The organism is Actinosynnema sp. NPDC020468 (assembly GCF_040642015.1).
Classification (GTDB): Bacteria; Actinomycetota; Actinomycetes; order Mycobacteriales; family Pseudonocardiaceae; genus Actinosynnema.
The window spans coordinates 126,280-142,934 of record NZ_JBFAEO010000009.1 but is presented as its reverse complement, the minus strand read 5'-3'; the positions used below and the strand labels follow the sequence as shown (position 1 = coordinate 142,934).

12 protein-coding genes are annotated in these 16,655 nt (G+C 73.3%); 8 read left to right on the top strand and 4 right to left on the bottom strand.

Translation table 11 applies throughout. The features are described from left to right. Window positions 1-3: 3 nt before the first annotated feature. The 3 genes from AB0G50_RS09950 to AB0G50_RS09940 all read left to right on the top strand — a co-directional run bounded on the left by AB0G50_RS09950 (window position 4) and on the right by AB0G50_RS09940 (window position 3,583). Window positions 4-903, top strand: a complete 900-nt coding sequence (locus tag AB0G50_RS09950; protein ID WP_360104611.1) for a LysR family transcriptional regulator — start codon at window positions 4-6, stop codon at window positions 901-903. Between the two features lie 284 nt (window positions 904-1,187). Beyond that, complete coding sequence (locus tag AB0G50_RS09945; protein ID WP_360104608.1) at window positions 1,188-2,405, top strand: LLM class flavin-dependent oxidoreductase; 1,218 nt, start codon at window positions 1,188-1,190, stop codon at window positions 2,403-2,405. Beyond that, window positions 2,402-3,583: an acyl-CoA dehydrogenase gene (locus AB0G50_RS09940; RefSeq protein ID WP_360104605.1), complete on the top strand. Its 1,182-nt coding sequence runs from the start codon at window positions 2,402-2,404 to the stop codon at window positions 3,581-3,583. The genes AB0G50_RS09945 and AB0G50_RS09940 overlap by 4 nt, the downstream gene beginning before the upstream one ends. Before the next feature lie 59 nt (window positions 3,584-3,642). On the opposite strand, the gene AB0G50_RS09935 is transcribed toward AB0G50_RS09940, so the two are convergent. Beyond that, complete coding sequence (locus AB0G50_RS09935; RefSeq protein ID WP_360104602.1) at window positions 3,643-5,940, bottom strand: molybdopterin-dependent oxidoreductase; 2,298 nt, start codon at window positions 5,938-5,940, stop codon at window positions 3,643-3,645. A gap of 163 nt (window positions 5,941-6,103) precedes the next feature. On the opposite strand from AB0G50_RS09935, the gene AB0G50_RS09930 reads away from it, so the two are divergent. From AB0G50_RS09930 to AB0G50_RS09910, 5 genes are read left to right on the top strand one after another with little or no spacing between them, the layout of a single operon-like run. Further along, window positions 6,104-7,765, top strand: coding sequence for an ABC transporter substrate-binding protein (locus AB0G50_RS09930; protein ID WP_360104599.1), 1,662 nt, complete (start codon window positions 6,104-6,106; stop codon window positions 7,763-7,765). A 10-nt stretch (window positions 7,766-7,775) separates the two neighbouring features. Then, window positions 7,776-8,753: an ABC transporter permease gene (locus AB0G50_RS09925; protein WP_360104596.1), complete on the top strand. Its 978-nt coding sequence runs from the start codon at window positions 7,776-7,778 to the stop codon at window positions 8,751-8,753. After that, window positions 8,750-9,589, top strand: a complete 840-nt coding sequence (locus AB0G50_RS09920; RefSeq protein ID WP_360104593.1) for an ABC transporter permease — start codon at window positions 8,750-8,752, stop codon at window positions 9,587-9,589. The genes AB0G50_RS09925 and AB0G50_RS09920 overlap by 4 nt, the downstream gene beginning before the upstream one ends. Next, the gene (locus AB0G50_RS09915; protein ID WP_360104590.1) at window positions 9,568-11,214 is read left to right on the top strand and encodes an ABC transporter ATP-binding protein; all 1,647 of its coding nucleotides are present in this window, start codon (window positions 9,568-9,570) and stop codon (window positions 11,212-11,214) included. Before AB0G50_RS09920 ends, AB0G50_RS09915 begins: the two co-directional genes overlap by 22 nt. Continuing rightward, window positions 11,211-12,260 (top strand): LLM class flavin-dependent oxidoreductase, encoded by a 1,050-nt coding sequence (locus tag AB0G50_RS09910; protein WP_360104587.1) that lies wholly within the window; start codon window positions 11,211-11,213, stop codon window positions 12,258-12,260. The genes AB0G50_RS09915 and AB0G50_RS09910 overlap by 4 nt, the downstream gene beginning before the upstream one ends. On the opposite strand, the gene AB0G50_RS09905 is transcribed toward AB0G50_RS09910, so the two are convergent. The 3 genes from AB0G50_RS09905 to AB0G50_RS09895 form a co-directional block, all read right to left on the bottom strand. Then, the gene (locus tag AB0G50_RS09905) at window positions 12,257-13,261 is read right to left on the bottom strand and encodes a carbon-nitrogen hydrolase family protein (RefSeq protein ID WP_360104584.1); all 1,005 of its coding nucleotides are present in this window, start codon (window positions 13,259-13,261) and stop codon (window positions 12,257-12,259) included. The two genes, AB0G50_RS09910 and AB0G50_RS09905, sit on opposite strands and share 4 nt — an antisense overlap. Window positions 13,262-13,912: 651 nt before the next feature. Continuing rightward, window positions 13,913-16,201 carry an FAD-dependent monooxygenase gene (locus AB0G50_RS09900; protein WP_360104581.1) on the bottom strand — a complete coding sequence of 763 codons (2,289 nt, stop codon included), beginning with the start codon at window positions 16,199-16,201 and terminating at the stop codon, window positions 13,913-13,915. After that, a complete protein-coding gene (locus AB0G50_RS09895; RefSeq protein WP_360104578.1) occupies window positions 16,198-16,617 on the bottom strand; it encodes a thioesterase family protein in 420 nt (139 codons plus the stop codon). Before AB0G50_RS09895 ends, AB0G50_RS09900 begins: the two co-directional genes overlap by 4 nt. Window positions 16,618-16,655: the final 38 nt, after the last annotated feature.

Below are 16,655 nucleotides of genomic sequence, written 5' to 3'. Positions count from 1 at the left end.
GGCATGACCAACTCGCTCGACCTCGAACACTTGCGCACGCTGGTCGCGATCGCCGAGTGCGGCGGGTTCGGCAAGGCCGCGGCGGTGCGCCACATCAGCCAGCCGGCGCTGAGCCAGCACGTCCGGCTGCTCGAACGCGGGCTCAAGCGCAAGCTGTTCGAGCGGGACGGGCGCAACATGCGCTTCACCCACGAGGGCGAGCGGGTCCTGGCCGAGGCGCGGCGGATCATCGAGGTGCACGACTCGTCGTTGCGCAGGCTGGAGGCGAAACCGAGCCGCACCATCGTGGTCGGCTCGACCGAGCACAGCGCGGGCCAGATCCTGCCCGAGTTGATCAGGGCGTTGCAGTCGGCGTTCCCGGACTGCACCACGAGGTTCGAGATCGGCCGGTCCACCCAGCTCGCCGAGGCCGTCGGCAAGGGCGTGGTGGACTTCGCGTTCGTGCTCGACCCCAGCGGCCAGGGTCCCGGTCACCTGGTCGGCCGCCTGCCGCTGGTCTGGTACACCGCGCGCGGCTGGACGCAGCCCACGCCGGGCGAGACCTGGCCGCTGATCGCGTTCGAGGAGCCGTGCGGCCTGCGCGAGCGCGCGCTCTCGATCCTCGCCGACGAGGGCAGGCACGTGGACGTGGCCGCGCAGTCGACCACCCTGGAGGGTGTGCTCGCGGGCGTCCGCGCGGGGTTGGGCGTGGCGCTGCTGCCCAGCGCGGGCGGCCGCCCGTCCGGGCTGAACGTGTGCGGCGACCTGCCCGACGCGGGCACCACGCACCTGCGCATGGTCGCCCGCCGCGGGCTGGACGCGGACGTGGAGCGGACCGCGCTCGCCGCCGGCGTCGAGTTCTTCGCCCAACGCCCGCACCTCCAACTCGTGCCGGCCACCGGCAACGCCGCGCAGGGCGCGTGACCACTCCCGCGCCGCCGTTCGTCGTGGCCGACGGGGAAAGGCGCGTCGGCCACGGCCGCCCACCGCGAAGGCGACGCGCCCGCACCACGCCGACCAGGGCGACTGAGCCTCGACCACGGCCCGGCCGCACCGCACCGCGAAGGTGGCCGGAGGCGCGTCGGCACCCGGACCCGTTCCGACCGCCACGACCCGCCCCCGCCGCGGGAGTCCATAACGCGGCGCTATCGGAACCCATCGCGCTCTTGTCTTGGACGGCCGCGTCGGCGCGGACCTACGTTCGAGCCGTGACCAGCGCACCCGCCTTCGACCAGCAGATCCCCGAGACCGCCTCGTCCAGGGTCGAGTTCATCAGCCTGTCGCACCTGAACCCGTCGACGGAGCTGAACCCGATTCCCACCCGGGGCATCGACCTCGCGTACTTCCGCACCTACGTCCGCTCCCTCGAGGAAGGCGGGTACGACTACACGCTGCTCCCCTACGGCGCCAACTCCGCCGATTCGTTCGTGGTCGCCTCCGCGGTCGGCCAGCTCACCGAGCGGATCCGGCCGATCGTCGCGTTGCGGCCCAACACCACCTTCCCCCTGGTCGGCGCGCAGAAGCTGGCCACCCTCGACCAGCTGACCGAGGGCCGCGCGGTCGTCCACCTGATCTCCGGCGGCAGTGACGCCGAGCAGGCCCGGCAGGGCGACTACCTGCCCAAGGACCGCCGCTACGCCCGCACGTCCGAGTACATCGACCTGCTCCGCCGGGCCTGGACCGAGCCCGCGCCGTTCAGCCACGAGGGCGAGTTCTACAGGTTCGACGACTTCGGCCCCGGCTTCGCGCCCTACGACTCGCCGATCCCGATCTCCATCGGCGGCCAGTCCGACGAGGCTTTCCAGGTGGGTGGCGAGAAGGCGGACATCTTCAGCTTCTGGGGCGAGCCGCTGGACGACCTGCGCGCCGAGATCGAGCGGGTGCACGGGATCGCGCGGGCCGCCGGTCGCACGACGCCGCCCCGGATCTGGGTGACGTTCCGGCCGATCGTGGCGAAAACCGACGAGTTGGCCTGGCAGAAGGCGCACGAGTACGTCGCCAAGATCGCGGACACGTTCGCCAAGGCGTCGTACGGCAAGCAGCGGTTCCTCCAGGGCGCGCCGCAGAACGTCGGCTCGCAGCGCGCGCTGTCGTTCGCGCGGAAGTCCGAGCTGTACGACCGGGCGCTGTGGACCCGCACCGCCGCCGTCACCAACGCGGGCGGCGCGTCGACCGCGCTCGTCGGCTCGCCGGAGACGGTGGCCGCCGCGATCCTGGACTACGTCGACCGCGGCGCGGACCTCGTCAGCATCCGGGGTTACGACACGCTCGCCGACGCCGTCGACTACGGCCGGCACGTGCTTCCCCTGGTGCGCCAGGAGATCGCGCACCGCGAGGCGACCGGTCGGCGCGGCACGCTCCAGGCCGAGCACCTCGGCAACTACGGCGAGGAGTACCGGCGGCACGCGACGGCGGGTCGGGCGTGACGAACACCGACGTGCGCCTGCCCGTGCCGGACCTCACCGACGACGCGCTGGCCGCGGTCGCCGCCGAGATCGCCGAGACCGCGGCCGAGTACGACCGCACCGCCGGCGTCCCGGTGCGGGGCCTCGCGGTCGCCCACCGCGCCGGGTTGCTCACCGCCACCGTCGCCCGGCGGCACGGCGGCGCGGAAACGGGTCCGCGCGACACCGCCCGCATCCTCGCCGCGCTCGGCGAGGGCGACCCGTCGGTCGCGTTGATCGCGGCGAACACCCTGATGGCGCACGCCTCCCAGGCCGCGAACCCGCACTGGCCGGCCGCGTTCCACGACGACCTGCTGGCCCGCTCGGCGGTCGGACCCGCGCCGGTCAACGCGATCCGCGCCGAACCCGACCTGGGCGCGCCCGCGCGCGGCGGCCTGCCGAAGACGACGGCGCGGCGCACCGCGTCGGGCTGGGTGCTCGACGGCCACAAGGCCTACGCGACCGGCGGCACGGCCCTGGCCTACCACGTGGTGTGGGCGGTCGCGGACGAGCCGGACGGCGATCCCGCCGCGCCGCGCGTCGGCCACGTGCTGGTGCCGGGCGACCGGCCGGGCATCACGTGGCACGACACGTGGGACCACCTCGGGTTGCGCGCGTCGAACACCCACGACGTGACCTACGAGGGCGTGGAACTCCCGCCGGAGGCGTTCGTGGAGATCCCGCGCGGCGCCGACGGCGTGTACCGCGACCCGGCGGCCACCGCCGGACCGGGCAGCCTCGGCCACGTGGCGCTCTACGTCGGCGTGGCCCGCGCGGCCCGGCGCGCGTTCGCCGACTTCGCCCACTCCCGGGTGCCCGCCGCGCTCGGCAGGCCCATCGCGACGACCGAGCGGATCCAGTCGGTCGCGGGCGAGGTCGACCTGTGGATCGCGCAGGCGGAAACCTTGCTGCACGGCGCTTTGCTGCGCCTGGAGGCGGGCGAGGAGTCCGTGCTGCCGCAGCTGTCGGTGATCAAGGTCGCGATCGCCCGCTCGGTGGTCACCGCCGTGCAGACCGCCGTCGCCGCCCTGGGCAACCCCGCGCTGTCCCGCCACCACCCGCTGGAGCGCCACCTGCGCAACGTGCTGTGCGTCCGCGTCCACCCGCCGCAGGAGGACACCGCCCTGCTCGCCGCCGGCCGCCGGGTGCTCGGCGGCTGACCCGTGACCCCGTTGTGGCGCAAGGACATCCGGCCGTGGCGGGACCGGGTGTCCGGCGTCTAGCGTGGTTCCAGCGGCGGCGGGTCGTAGGCGCGGACCGGGGGCAGCGGGCCGTCGTACCGGGTCACCGACACCAGCACGTGCGCGCCGCTCGTCGCCTGGGTCAGCGTCGAGGTGCCCACGTCGCGGGTGAGCACGTTGACGTTGCCGTTGACGCAGTCGGCGATCTCCGGCGCGCTCGGGTCGAACCACGCGCCGGTGTGCATCGACGCCACGCCCGGCAGCAGCGCGTCGGTGACGACCACGCCCGCGAGCAGGCTCCCCTGCGCGCTGCGCACCAGCACGACGTCGCCGTCGGCCACCCCGCGCGCGGCGGCGTCGGTCGGGTGCAGGCGCACCGGTTCGCGGCCGGCCACCTTGGTCGAGCGGCTGGCCGCGCCCATGTCCAGCTGGCTGTGCAACCGGTGCGTCGGCTGGTTGCACAGCAGGTGCAGGTCGAACTCCGCGGCCTGCGGCGAACCCCACCACTGCGTCGGCTCGCGCCACTGCGCGTGCCCCGCCACGTCCGGCAGCCCGAAACCGGCCAGCGTCGGCGAGAACAGCTCGACCCGACCGCTCGGCGTGTCCAGCGGGTGCCCGACCGGATCGGCCCGGAACGCGGCGAACACCGTGTCCCGGTAGGGAATCCCGGGCAGGTCGACGCCACCGTCGCGCCAGAACTCGGCGAACGGCGGCGCGGGCGGTGACGAGGGCGCGGCGCGCCACGTCTCGTAGATCCGCTCCAGCCACCGCCGCGAGTCCAGGCCCTCGGCGAAGTCCACGCCCAGCCGCCGCGCCAACCCCGAGTAGATCCACAGCTCCTCGCGCGCCTCGCCGTGCGGCGGCACGACCCGGGGCATGGCCCGCAACCGGCTGTCACCCGCGCCCGCCGCCACGTCCTCGCGCTCGAGCGTGCTCGCGACCGGCAGCACCACGTCGGCGTGCCGGGCGGTCGGCGTCCAGTGCGTCTCGTGCACCACGAACGTGTCCAGCCGGGCCAACCCCCGCCGCAGCCGGCGCAGGTCCTGGTGGTGGTGGAACGGGTTGCCGCCCGCCCAGTAGGCGAGCCGGGTGTCCGGGAACCGCAGTCGACCGCCGTCGTAGGGGATCTCCTCGCCGGGACGCAGCAGCAGGTCGGTGATCCGGGCGCACGGGATGAAGTCCGGCACCGGGTTGCGGCCCTGCGGGAACGTCGGCAGCGGCGGGCCGGCGACACCCACGCCGTAGTCGCCCATCGAGCCGAAGCCGTGCGCGAAACCGCCGCCGGGCAGGCCGAGCTGACCGAGGAACGCGGCCAGCGTGAGCCCCGCGAAGATCGCCTGCTCACCGCGTTCGCCGCGCTGCAACGCGTAGACGACGTTCACCAGCGTGCGCCCCGCCGCCATCCGGTGCGCCAGGTCCCGGATCACCTCGGCCGGCACCAGGCTGAGCCGCGCGGCCCACTCGGGGGTTTTGGGCACCCCGTCCGCCTCGCCCAGCACGTACCGGCGCACCTCGTCCGCGCCCACCGCGTGGGCGGCCAGGAACGCCTCGTCGGCCAGCCCGTCCACCACCAGCACGTGGATCAGCGCGAGCATCACGGCGGTGTCGGTCGCGGGCATGACGCCCACCCACTCGGCGCCCAGGTCGGCGAACGCGTCGTCGCGCTGCGCGGACAGCGTCACCACCCGCGTCGTGCGGCCCACCTCGCGGGCGAGTTCGGACCCGACGTGCCGGGCGTGCCCACCGGGCACCACCCACGTGTTGGACCGCCGCACGCCGCCGAAGCTGACGAGCAGGTCGGTGTGCTCGGCGATGTCGGTCCAGGAGGCGGGTTTGCTCCGCAGGTCGAGCGCGGCGCGCGGCCCGATCAGGTGCGGCAGCAGCACCGTGCTCGCGCCGCGGCTGTAGTCGTTGACCGAGCGGGTGTACCCGCCGATCGCGTTGAGGAACCGGTGCAGCTGGCCCTGCGCGTGGTGCAGCCGGCCCGCGCTGCCCCAGCCGTAGGAGCCGCCGAAGATCGCCGCGTTGCCGAACTCGGACCGCACCCGGTCGAGCTCGCCGGCGAGCAGGTCGAGCGCGGTGTCCCAGTCGACCTCCACGTAGGCCTCGTCCGGGTCGCCGCGCCGGGTGTCCGGACCGGGGCCGCGGTCGAGCCACCCGCGACGCACGCTCGGTTTCGCGACCCGCGAGCGGTGCCGGTGGGCGTCGACCACGTTGCCGATCGCGGGCGAGGCGTCCGGGTCGTCCGCGTGCGGCCGCGCCGCCACGACCTCCCGGCCGTCGGCGGACACGTCCACCAGGTAGGTACCCCAGTGCGCACTCGTCTCCCGGCTCACCACACCGATGCTAGCCACGGGCCCGCCCGGGCGGCGGTCCGCGTCGATAAGACTCCTCGATGGGATTCGATCCCCATTTCGTCTTGGACCCCGATGTCGGCCCGCTCCTAGGTTCGTGGCGAGCCCGTCCCGGTGGCTCGCACCCGTCCCGAGGAGAAAGCCCGTGAAGACCTCCCGCGCGGCACGCCGCGTCCGCCCGCCCGGCCGCACCCTGCGGATGATCGTCGGCCTCGCCACCGTCGTCGGCCTCGCCGCGTGCGGACCCGGGGTCGCGGCGCAGCAGGGAGGTTCCGCCGAGCCGAAGTCGGGCGGCGCCGTCACGTTCCTCATCGACTCGCTCGGCGACACGTGGATTCCCAACAACAGCGCCATTTCCAGCTTCCAGGGCCACATCTGGGGCCACGTCACCGACAAGCTCGTCTACGTGGACGACAAGGGCGAGGTCAGCCCGTGGGTCGCGGAGAGCTGGGAGCAGAACACCGACGCCACGGTGTTCACCCTGCACCTGCGCAAGGGCGTCACGTTCTCGGACAAGACGCCCGTCGACGCCGCCGCCGTGGTGGCCAACCTGGACATCTGGTCCAAGGGCGACCCGGCGCGGGGCATCAACCCGATCGGCCTGTTCCCGAAGACCTACGACCACGCCGAGGCGGTCGACCCGGCCACGGTGAAGGTGACGTTCAAGGCGCCGACGCTGGGCTTCGTCCCGACGTTGGGCTACCACGGCTCGATCCTGATCTCGCCGAAGACGATCGCGCTGCCCGCGGCACAGCAGGCCGACCTCGCCAACGACATCGGCAGCGGCCCGTTCGTGGTGTCGTCGTGGAAGCAGGGCGACAGCGTCGTGCTCAAGAAGCGCGACGACTACAACTGGGCGCCCGCGGCGCTGAAGCACCAGGGTCCGGCGCGGTTGGACACCATCACCTACAAGCAGGTCGCCCAGCCGTCGCTGCGCACCTCCGCGGTCCGGTCCGGGCAGGCCGACGTGGCCTACAACCCGTCGCCGCAGGAGCTCCAGTCGTTCAAGGACCAGGGTTTCACCACCGCGACGCCGCGCTACCTCGGCTTCGTCAACGGGTACGCGCTGAACACGAAGGTCGCGCCGTACGACGACGTGAAGGTGCGGCAGGCGCTCCAGCACGGCATCGACCGCAAGGAGATCATCTCCACCGTCTACACCCCGGACTGGCTGCCCGCGCAGTCGTTGTTCCAGAGCAACGTTCCCGGCTCCACCGACCGCAGCGCGGACTTCGCCTACGACGCCGACAAGGCGAACAAGCTGCTCGACGAGGCGGGCTGGGCCAAGGGCGCCGACGGCGTGCGGGCCAAGGGCGGCAAGCAGTTGACGCTGACCCTGTACGCGAACCCGTACCTCGCGACGTCCAAGTCGGTGGACGAACTGGTCGCGCAGCAGCTCGGGAAGATCGGGTTCAAGGTCGACATCCAGGCGTTCGACGTGGTGACCTTCGGCGAGCGGGTCAAGGTCAACAGCCCGAGCGTGGTCGCCTACGAGGTCACCCGGAGCTTCATCGACGCGGGCACGGTGGCGGGCGTGCTCACCGACGCCAACAAGGGCGAGAACTGGTTCGGGCTCGGCCAGAGCGACCAGAAGCTGGTGGACCTGGCGGGCCGGGTGGCCAAGGCGGCGAGCGTGGACGAGCGCAAGCCCGTGCTGGACGAGTTGCAGGGTTACGTCCTCCAGCAGGGCTACTTCGTCCCGCTGACCCAGATCGTGCAGCGCGTCTACCTCCAGTCGCCCAAGCTGCACGACGTCACCTACAACGGCCTGGCGTACGCGAACTACTACACCGCCTGGCTCGGCTGACGGCCGCGGCATGAACCGGGACTACGCGAAGTACGCGCTGCGGCGCGTCCTCCAGGCGCTCGTCGTGATCCTGCTGGCGTACGTGTTCACGTTCGTGGTGATCAGCGTGCTGCCCGGCGACCCCGTGACCACCACGCTGCGCAACCCGTCCAACGGGTTCACCGAGGAGGAGATCAACCGGATCGTGTCCTACTACGGGCTCGACCGACCGGTGTACGAGCAGCTCTGGGAATCGCTGTCCCGGTTCGTGACGGGCGACCTCGGCGTCTCGCTGAGGTCCGGCCTCCCGGTGTCCCGCATGATCGGCGAGGTGCTGGGGTCGACGGTGCTGCTCGCGACGTCGGCACTGGCGGTGGCGCTGCTGCTGGCGTTCGGCGTCGGGTTCGGCGTGCGGCACCTGCCGCGCAACCGCGGTCAGGGCGTGCTGCGGGCGTTCCCGTCGCTGTTCCTGTCGCTGCCGAACTTCGTGATCGGCCTGGCGCTGATCAACGTCTTCGCCTTCCAGGTGGGACTGTTCCAGGTGATCGACGCGGAGGGCGGCGCGGCGACGTTCTTCGCCGCCGTCGCGCTGGGCATCCCGGTGTCCGCGCAGGTCGCCGAGGTGCTGGTGGCCAACCTCGACCACGAGGGCAGCCAGGAGTACGCCTCCGTCGCGCTCTCCCGGGGGCTCGGCCGCACCCGGTTGTTCCTGCGGCACCTGCTCAAGCCCTCCGCGCTGCCGGTCGTCACGGTGATCGCGCTGACCGTCGGGGAACTGCTCGGCGGCGCGGTGATCACCGAGCAGATCTTCGGGCGCACCGGCATCGGCAGCCTCGTGGAGCGGTCCGTGACGACGCAGGACCTCCCGGTGCTGCAAGCGGTCGTGACGCTGGCCGCGGTCGTGTTCGTCCTGGTGAACCTGCTCGCCGACCTGGTGTACCCGCTGCTGGACCCCCGGGTCCGGCTCGGTGACGGCAGGCCGCGCGAGCGGGCGGAGGTGACGACGTGAGCGTGTCCGCCATCGTGTCCACCCGTCCTCTCGCCCGCCGCCGGCGGGTCGCGCTGCCGCCGACGGTCGTCGTGTCGTTCGCCGTGGTGACGGTCGTGGTGGCGTGGTCGCTGTTCCCCGGGTTGTTCTCCGGTCAGGATCCGGCCGCCGGCGTGCCGACCGACAAGTTCCTCCCGCCGGGCGCCGCGCACTGGTTCGGCACCGACCACCTGGGTCGCGACGTGTTCGCCCGGGTCGTGCACGGCGCCGCGTCGTCGGTGACGAGCGCGCTGATCGCGGTGGGCATCGGGGTGGTGGTCGGCGGCCTGGCCGGGTTGCTCGCCGGGTTCATCGGCCGCTGGGTCGACGTCGTGCTGGCCAGGCTGGTCGACGTGCTGCTGGCGATCCCGTCGTTCCTGCTCGCGGTGGTGGTGGTCAGCGCGCTCGGGTTCGAGACGGTGAACGCCGCCATCGCCACCGGTGTCTCGGCGGTGGGCGTGTTCGCCCGGGTCATGCGGTCGGAGGTGCTCAAGATCCGCCGCGCGGTGTTCGTGGAGGCCTCGTACCTCCAGGGCGGGTCGCGGTGGCACATCCTGCTGCGGCACGTGCTGCCCAACGCCTCCAAGTCGGTGCTGACGCTCGCGGTGCTCCAGTTCGGGCTGTCGATCCTGCTGATCGCGGGCCTGGCGTTCCTCGGGTACGGCGACCCGCCGCCGGCGTCGGACTGGGGCCTGCTCATCGCGGTGGGCAAGGACTACCCGTTGGCGCCGTGGCTGATCTACGCGCCCGCGCTCGTCACGATCACGACCGTCCTCTCGGTGAACAGGATCAGCCGATGGCTACGCAAGACCGACTGACGCTCGACCGCGTCGGCACGCCCACCCCGGCGGCGCTGCTGCGGGTGGCGGGACTGTCCGTCGCCTACGGGGACCACCAGGTCGTCACCGACGTGGGCTTCGAGTTGCCGCGCGGCGGGAGCCTGGCGCTGATCGGCGAGTCCGGCTCGGGCAAGTCGACCATCGCCCGGTCCGTACTGCGGCTGCTGCCCGCCGGCGGGCGGGCCAGGGGCGTGGTCGAGTTCGACGGTCAGGACGTGCTGTCGCTGCCCGAGCGCCGGTTCCGGTCGTTGCGCGGCCGGCGCATCGGGTTCGTGCCGCAGGACCCGGGCAACGCGCTCAACCCGGTGCGCACGGTGGGCTCGCAGGCGAAGGAGGCCGCGGCGCTGCTCGAGGAGTCGCCCGCCGGCCGCCGCGACCTGGTCCTGGACACCTTCGCCCAGGTCGGGTTGGACGACCCGCGGCGGGTTTACGACTCGTACCCGCACCAGCTCTCCGGCGGGATGCTCCAGCGGGTGCTGATCGGGTTGACCGTGCTGCCGCGGCCGGCGCTGATCGTCGCGGACGAGCCGACCTCGGCGCTCGACGTCACCATCCAGAAGCGGATCCTGGACCTGCTGTCGCGGTTGCGGCAGGACCTCGACATCAGCCTGCTGCTGATCACCCACGACCTGGCCATCGCCGCCGAGCGCGCGGACTCCCTGGTGGTGCTCAAGGACGGCGTGGTGCAGGAGGCGGGTGACACCGCGACGGTGTTCGCCACGCCCGCGTCGGACTACGCCCGGCGGCTGCACGCCGACGTGCCGGCGCTCAACCCGGACCGGTTCGCGCACCTGCGCGACGCCGACCGCCCCGACGGGCCGCCCCGGATCGAGGTGTCCGGGGTGACCAAGACGTTCCTGGTCGACGGCCGGCCGCTGACCGCCGTGGACGACGTGTCGTTCAGCGTGCCGACCGGTGCCACGCACGCGCTGGTCGGCGAGTCCGGCTCGGGCAAAACCACCACCATCCGGCTGCTGCTCGGCCTGGAGGATCCCGACCGCGGCCGCATCGAGGTCGCGGGCGAGGAGGTGACCGGGCGGTCGCACGCCTCGCTCCGGGCCGTTCGCCGGCACCTGCAACTGGTCTACCAGAACCCGTTCACCTCGTTGGATTCACTGTGGACGGTGGGTCGGCTGGTCGGCGAGTCGCTGGACCGGTACCGCGTCGGCACCCGGCGCGAGCGGGCGGAGCGGGTGCGCGAGGCGCTGCGCTCGGTGGGGTTGGGCGAGGACCTGCTGTCCCGCCGGCCGGGCGCGCTCTCCGGCGGTCAGCGGCAGCGGGTCGCGATCGCCCGGTCGCTGGTGCTGCGCCCGGACGTGATCGTGCTGGACGAGCCGACCTCGGCGCTGGACGTGAGCGTGCAGGCGGGCATCGTGGAGGTGCTGCTCTCGCTCCAGGCCGAACTGGGCCTCACCTACGTGTTCGTCTCGCACGACCTGGCCCTGGTGCGCCAGCTCGCGCACACCGTGTCGGTCATGCGCCGCGGGCGGATCGTGGAGAGCGGCCCGGTCGGCGCGGTGTTCGACCATCCGCGGGATCCCTACACCCGCACGCTCGTCGAGTCGGTCCCGGCCGGGGCCGCCGTCGCGGAAGGACGTCCATGACCGCCGATTTCCGCCCGAAGAAGCGGTTCGGGTTCAACACGCGGGTGTCGTTCAGCGACGACCACGGCCCGGAGCGCGGCCTCCGCGACGGCATCGCGCTGTTCGCCGCGGCCGAGGAGCTGGGGTTCGAGTCCGGCTGGGTCTACCAGCGGCACTTCGACCACTACCTCTCCTCGCCGCTGCCGTTCCTGGCCGCCGTCGGGCAGCACACCCGGCGCATCGCGCTCGGCACGGCGGTGCTGCCGATGCGCTACCAGGAGCCGATCCTGCTGGCCGAGGCCGCGGGCACCGCGGACCTGCTGGTGGGCGGACGGTTGGAACTCGCCGTCGCGACCGGCGCCAACGCCGCGTTCGACGCGGTGTTCGGCGGCGTGGACACCGACGCGCGGACCGAGGCCGAGCGCCGGCAGGAGCGGTTCCTCGCGGCGGTCGGCGGCGAGGCGCTGCACGTCGTGGACGGACCGGGTCAGGGCGCGCCGGTCGGCACCGAGCTGAAGGTCACGCCGCACAGCCCCGGACTGCGGTCCCGGGTCCGGCAGGGCGCGGCGAGCCTCGACTCGGCGCTGCGCGCGGCCGAACTCGGCATCGGGCTGATCACCGGTACCGTGCTGCACGACCTGGCCGAGGGCGAGTCGTTCGGCGCCTACCAGGCCCGCCTCATCGAGGCTTACCGCTCGGCGTGGCGGGACAGGCACCACACCGAGCCGCCGGCGGTGGCCGTGGCCGCCTCGATCCTGCCCGCCACGACGTCCGCGCTGGCCGACACCTACGCCGCCTACGACCTCCAGCGCCGGACCGAGGGCATGGCCGCGTCCCGCCCGAAGGGCGCGCTGAGCCCCGTCGTGACGGCCGACCTGCCGGCGGGCACGCGGATCAGCCCGGTGTTCCACGGCACGCCCGACGAGGTGATCGCGTCGGTGCGGGCCGACCCGGGCCTGGCCGCCGCCGACGAGATCGTCCTCTTCCTTCCGCCCGCGTTCGGGGTGCGGGAGAACGTCCGACTGCTCACCGACCTCACCGCGACCGTCGCGCCGGCACTGGGCTAGGGCTCGTCCGACCACGGACCCGTCAACGGGCCCGGCGCGATCGGCTCCCGGGCCAGTGGGCTGGTTTCGGCGGTGTTGTGGTGCAGGCGGAACACGTCGAAGCGGTTGTAGTGGCCGATGATGTCGTGCATCTGCTTGGGCTGGATGCAGCGGGCCAGGTCGATCTCCGCGTAGACGACGCCCTCCTCGTCCACCAGGGGTTCGGTGACCGGGTTGCCGTCCGGGCCGAACACGCCGGACAGGGCGCTGTTCGGGCGGCGCATGCGGGCGGCGGTGGTCTCGTCGCCGGCGGCCGCGATCTCGATCATCTCCTCGGTGATGGTGGAGCAGGCGACGATGGAGAACAGCTTGCCCTCGAACGCGTGCGCGGCGGTGCGGATCGCGATGGCGCCGGCCATGTCGTAGTCGGCCGGCGCGACGGGCAGCGCGATGTAGTTCGCCGCGTGCACCAGTTCCCCTTGCGCCAGCAGGGAGAACCGGGCCAACGTGTTGGTGTTCTCGCCGCACGCCAGCACCCCGAGCGGGCCGATCGGGGTGCGGTGCACCACGACCGTGCTGCCGTCACCGGGCGTCCAGGTCAACTTCTCCGCCCACGTCGGCACGAGCTTGCGGTGCCGACCGATCAGCGTGCCGTCGGGACCGATGGTCAGCACGCTGTTGTACAGCACGCCGAGGCTGTGCCTGCCGCGCTCGTTGACCCCGATGACGACGGTCGTCCCGGTAGCCGCGGCGGCGGCGCGCACCACGTCCACGTGCGGACCCGGCACGTCGATCGACGCCCGGTAGAGCCGTTCGTACAGCGGCGAGCCGTCGACGGGGTTCATGGTCCAGTTCCAGTACGGGTAACCGGCCACGAACACCTCGGGGAACACCACCAACGACGCACCACGCCCGGCCGCCTCGTGGATGATCGACGCCGCCTTGGCCACGGTCGCCGCCGGATCCAGGTACACCGGCGACGCCTGCACGGCGGCGGCGGTGAACCGCGGGAACTCGTCCATGATCCTCCTGACTTCGCACGGCACTCGCACAGCACTTCACACAGCACTTCGCACGGCATTCGGAGCCGGACGGACTCGCCCGGACTTCCAAGGGACACCGGAACCCCGGATCCGCCACCTCCCGGGGCACCGGCGCCGGGCGCACTCGCCGGACGCCACCGGAACCCCGAGCCACCACCTGGGCGAGGGCACCTGGCACGCTGCCCCAAACCAACCCCGGGCACTCCCTCCCGCGCGATGGCGTCCCGGCACACTCCGCCGGCGCACTCCGCCGGCACACTCCCTTGGGCCACCACCGGAACCCCAGGCCGCCCCCGGCGAAGCCGCCGACGCGCTCCCCCGGCCCACTCCTCCCGGAGGAGGCACAACCCGGCACACTCCCTCGGACCACCACCCCTCGGCCGAAGCCGCCAGGCATACTCCCCCGGCCCACTCCCCCGAGCGGGGTGACCCCACACGCTCCGCCGAGCCACCACCGCAACCTCAGGCTCCCGGCCGAAGCCGCCGGGCGTGCTTCCCGGGACCGCCACCGGCACGCCGGGCGTGCCCTCCGGGTGGTGCCGGACGCGTTCCCCAGGCGCGTTCCCCGGGCGCGTTCCCCGGACGCGTTCCCTGGGCGCGTTCCCTGGGCGCGTTCCCCAGGCCGGGCCGCTACCTCCCCGGCGAGCGGCCACGGCGCGCGTGCTCCCCCGGCCTCGACCCGTTCCGGCTCGCGGTGGGTGGTTTCGTACTGCCTGCGGCGTGGATCGCGGGCCAGGGGGCGCCCGGGCCCGTGTAGTCGAGGTCGGCGGCGGCGTGCAGGGTCCACGACGGGTCGTACAGGTGTGCCCGGCCGACTCCGACCAGGTCCGCTCGGCCCGCCAGCAGCACCGAGTTGGCGTCGTCGTAGCCCGAGATGCCGCCCACCGCGATCGTCGGCACGCCGGTCGCGGCACGGATCCGGGCCGCGAACGGGGTTTGGTAGCCGCGGCCGTACGCCGGGCGCTCGTGCGGCACGACCTCGCCGCTGGACACGTCGATCCCGTCCGCGCCGTGCTCGGCGAACGCGGCGGCGATCCGGACCGCGTCCTCCGGCGTGGTGCCACCGGGTGCCCAGTCGACCGCGGACACCCTGACCAGCAACGGTTTCCGCCACACCGCCCGTACCGCGTCCAGCACCGCCAGGGGAAAGCTCAGCCGCCCCTCCAGGTCGCCGCCGAACCGGTCCGCGCGGTGGTTGGTCAGCGGGGACAGGAAGGTGGACAGCAGGAAACCGTGCCCCGCCTGCAACTCCAGCACGTCGAACCCGGCCGCGTCGGCGCGCGAGGCCGCCGCGGCGAACTCCTCGACCAGCACGCCGAGGTCCCGCTCGGTCAACTCCCGCGGCACGGGCAGGCCGGCGTAGGCGAGCGGCGACGGCGCCACCGCGGGCCACCCGTCGGGCAGCGGCCCGCCCAGCGAACCGGTCGAGGGCACCTCCGTGGCGCCCTTGCGGCCGGAGTGGTTGAGCTGCACGCCGATCAGCGCCCCGCTGTGCTCGTGCACGGCGTCCGTGACCCGCCGCCACGCCGCCACGTGCTCGTCCGCGTAGAGGCCCGCGCACGCCCGCGTCACCCGGCCGGTCGCGCTGACCGCCGTCATCCCGGCGAGCACGAGTCCGCTGCCGCCCAACGCCTTCCCGGCCAGGTGCACGAGTTCCGCGGCACCCACCACACCGTCCTCGGCGCGGTAGAGCGCGATCGGCGCGGACACCACCCGGTTGCGCAGCACCGACTCCCCCAGCCGGAACGGCTGGAACAGCGGCGGCGCGTCCTGCCCGCCGAACCACCGGTCGAGCCCGGCGACGTAACCCGGGTCGCGCAGCCGCAGGTTGTCGTAGGTCACCCGGCGGCTGCGGGTGAGCAGGTTGAACGCGAACTGCTCCGGCTCCTGGCCGACCGCGTGCCCGATCGTCTCGAACCACTCGAGGCTCGCCTGCGCGGCCCGCTGGGTGGACTCGACCACCGGACGGCGTTCGGCCTCGTACCGGGCCAGGGCCTGCTCGACCTCGCCCGTCTCCAGCGCGGCGGCCAGCGCCTGCGCGTCCTCCATCGCGAGCTTGGTGCCGGAGCCGATGGAGAAGTGCGCGGTGTGCGCGGCGTCGCCGAGCAGCACCACGTTGCCGTGCCGCCACGTCGCGTTGCGCACGGTGGTGAACCGGACCCACCGGGAGTTGTTGGTGAGCAACCGGTGCCCGTCGAGGAAGTCCTCCAGCAGCGCGGCGCACCGGGCCACGCCCTCCTCGTCGCTGCGCCCCGGCGGCAGATCGCCCGACTCGCGGAACCCGCCGGCGCGCCACGTCTCCTCGGGCAGCTCCACGATGAACGTGCTGCGGCCGGAGTCGAACGGGTACGCGTGCACCTGGACCGGACCGAACCCGGTTTCCCGCACCACGAACGTGAAGGCGTCCAGCGCGCGGTCGGTCGCGAGCCACATGTACCGGCAGCTCCGCTCGTCCAGCGCGGGCCGGAACACCTCGGCGTACGCGGCGCGGACCGCCGAGTTCACCCCGTCCGCGGCCACCACCAGGTCGTACTCGCGGCGCAGCTCGCCGACCTCCGGCGCGGGTGTGGAGAACCGGACGTCGACGCCGAGCCCGGCGCACCGGTCGCGGAGCAGTTGCAGCAGCCGCTTGCGCTCGATCGCGGCGAACCCGTGACCGCCGGAGGTCTGCACCACGCCGCGGTAGTGGATGTCGATGTCGCTCCAGCGCGCGAAACCGGCCTCCATGGCGGCGGCGACCACCGGGTCGGCGTCCGCGATGGCGTCCAGCGTCTCGTCGGAGAACACCACGCCGAAGCCGAACGTGTCGTCGGCAGCGTTGCGCTCCCACACGGTGATCTCCCGCGCCGGGTCGAGCCGCTTGGCCAGCGCGGCGAAGTACAACCCGCCGGGCCCGCCGCCGACCACCGCGACCCTCATCGGTCGACCACCCCCACGAGTCCGGCCACTGTGGACCGCACGTCCTCGGGCCACGGCGTCGCGCCGGGCGCGCCGGGCTCGACGTGGGCGATCACCAGCGCGCCCTCCGCCGCCACGCCCGACTCGCCGCGCACGGTGAACTCGTAGCGCAGCGAGGAGCGCCCGACCCGGGCGATCCACAACCGGGTGCGGACCACCTCGCCGAACCACAGCCGGGCGCGGTAGTCCACCTCGTGCCGCACCCTCGGCGCGTGCCCGAACAGGTGGGCGAGACCGAGGCCGCGCAGGAGTTCCGCCTCGGCGGACTCCACCCAGCGCAGGACCGCGGAGTGGTGCTGGTGACCGGCGGCGTCCGTGTCGTGCCACTCGACGCGGCGCTCGATCGTCACCTCCGGACGGGATTCCGGTGTCGCCATCGCTACTCCTCCAGGCCTCTTGACACCGCGAACGATAT

What these genes read in the sequence shown, in the direction of transcription:
- AB0G50_RS09950 (WP_360104611.1), top strand. Translation starts at nt 4, where the DNA reads ATGACCAACTCGCTCGACCTCGAACACTTGCGCACGCTGGTCGCGATC.
- AB0G50_RS09925 (WP_360104596.1), top strand. Translation starts at nt 7,776, where the DNA reads ATGAACCGGGACTACGCGAAGTACGCGCTGCGGCGCGTCCTCCAGGCG.
- AB0G50_RS09915 (WP_360104590.1), top strand. Translation starts at nt 9,568, where the DNA reads ATGGCTACGCAAGACCGACTGACGCTCGACCGCGTCGGCACGCCCACC.
- AB0G50_RS09910 (WP_360104587.1), top strand. Translation starts at nt 11,211, where the DNA reads ATGACCGCCGATTTCCGCCCGAAGAAGCGGTTCGGGTTCAACACGCGG.
- AB0G50_RS09905 (WP_360104584.1), bottom strand. Translation starts at nt 13,261, where the DNA reads ATGGACGAGTTCCCGCGGTTCACCGCCGCCGCCGTGCAGGCGTCGCCG.
- AB0G50_RS09900 (WP_360104581.1), bottom strand. Translation starts at nt 16,201, where the DNA reads ATGAGGGTCGCGGTGGTCGGCGGCGGGCCCGGCGGGTTGTACTTCGCC.
- AB0G50_RS09895 (WP_360104578.1), bottom strand. Translation starts at nt 16,617, where the DNA reads ATGGCGACACCGGAATCCCGTCCGGAGGTGACGATCGAGCGCCGCGTC.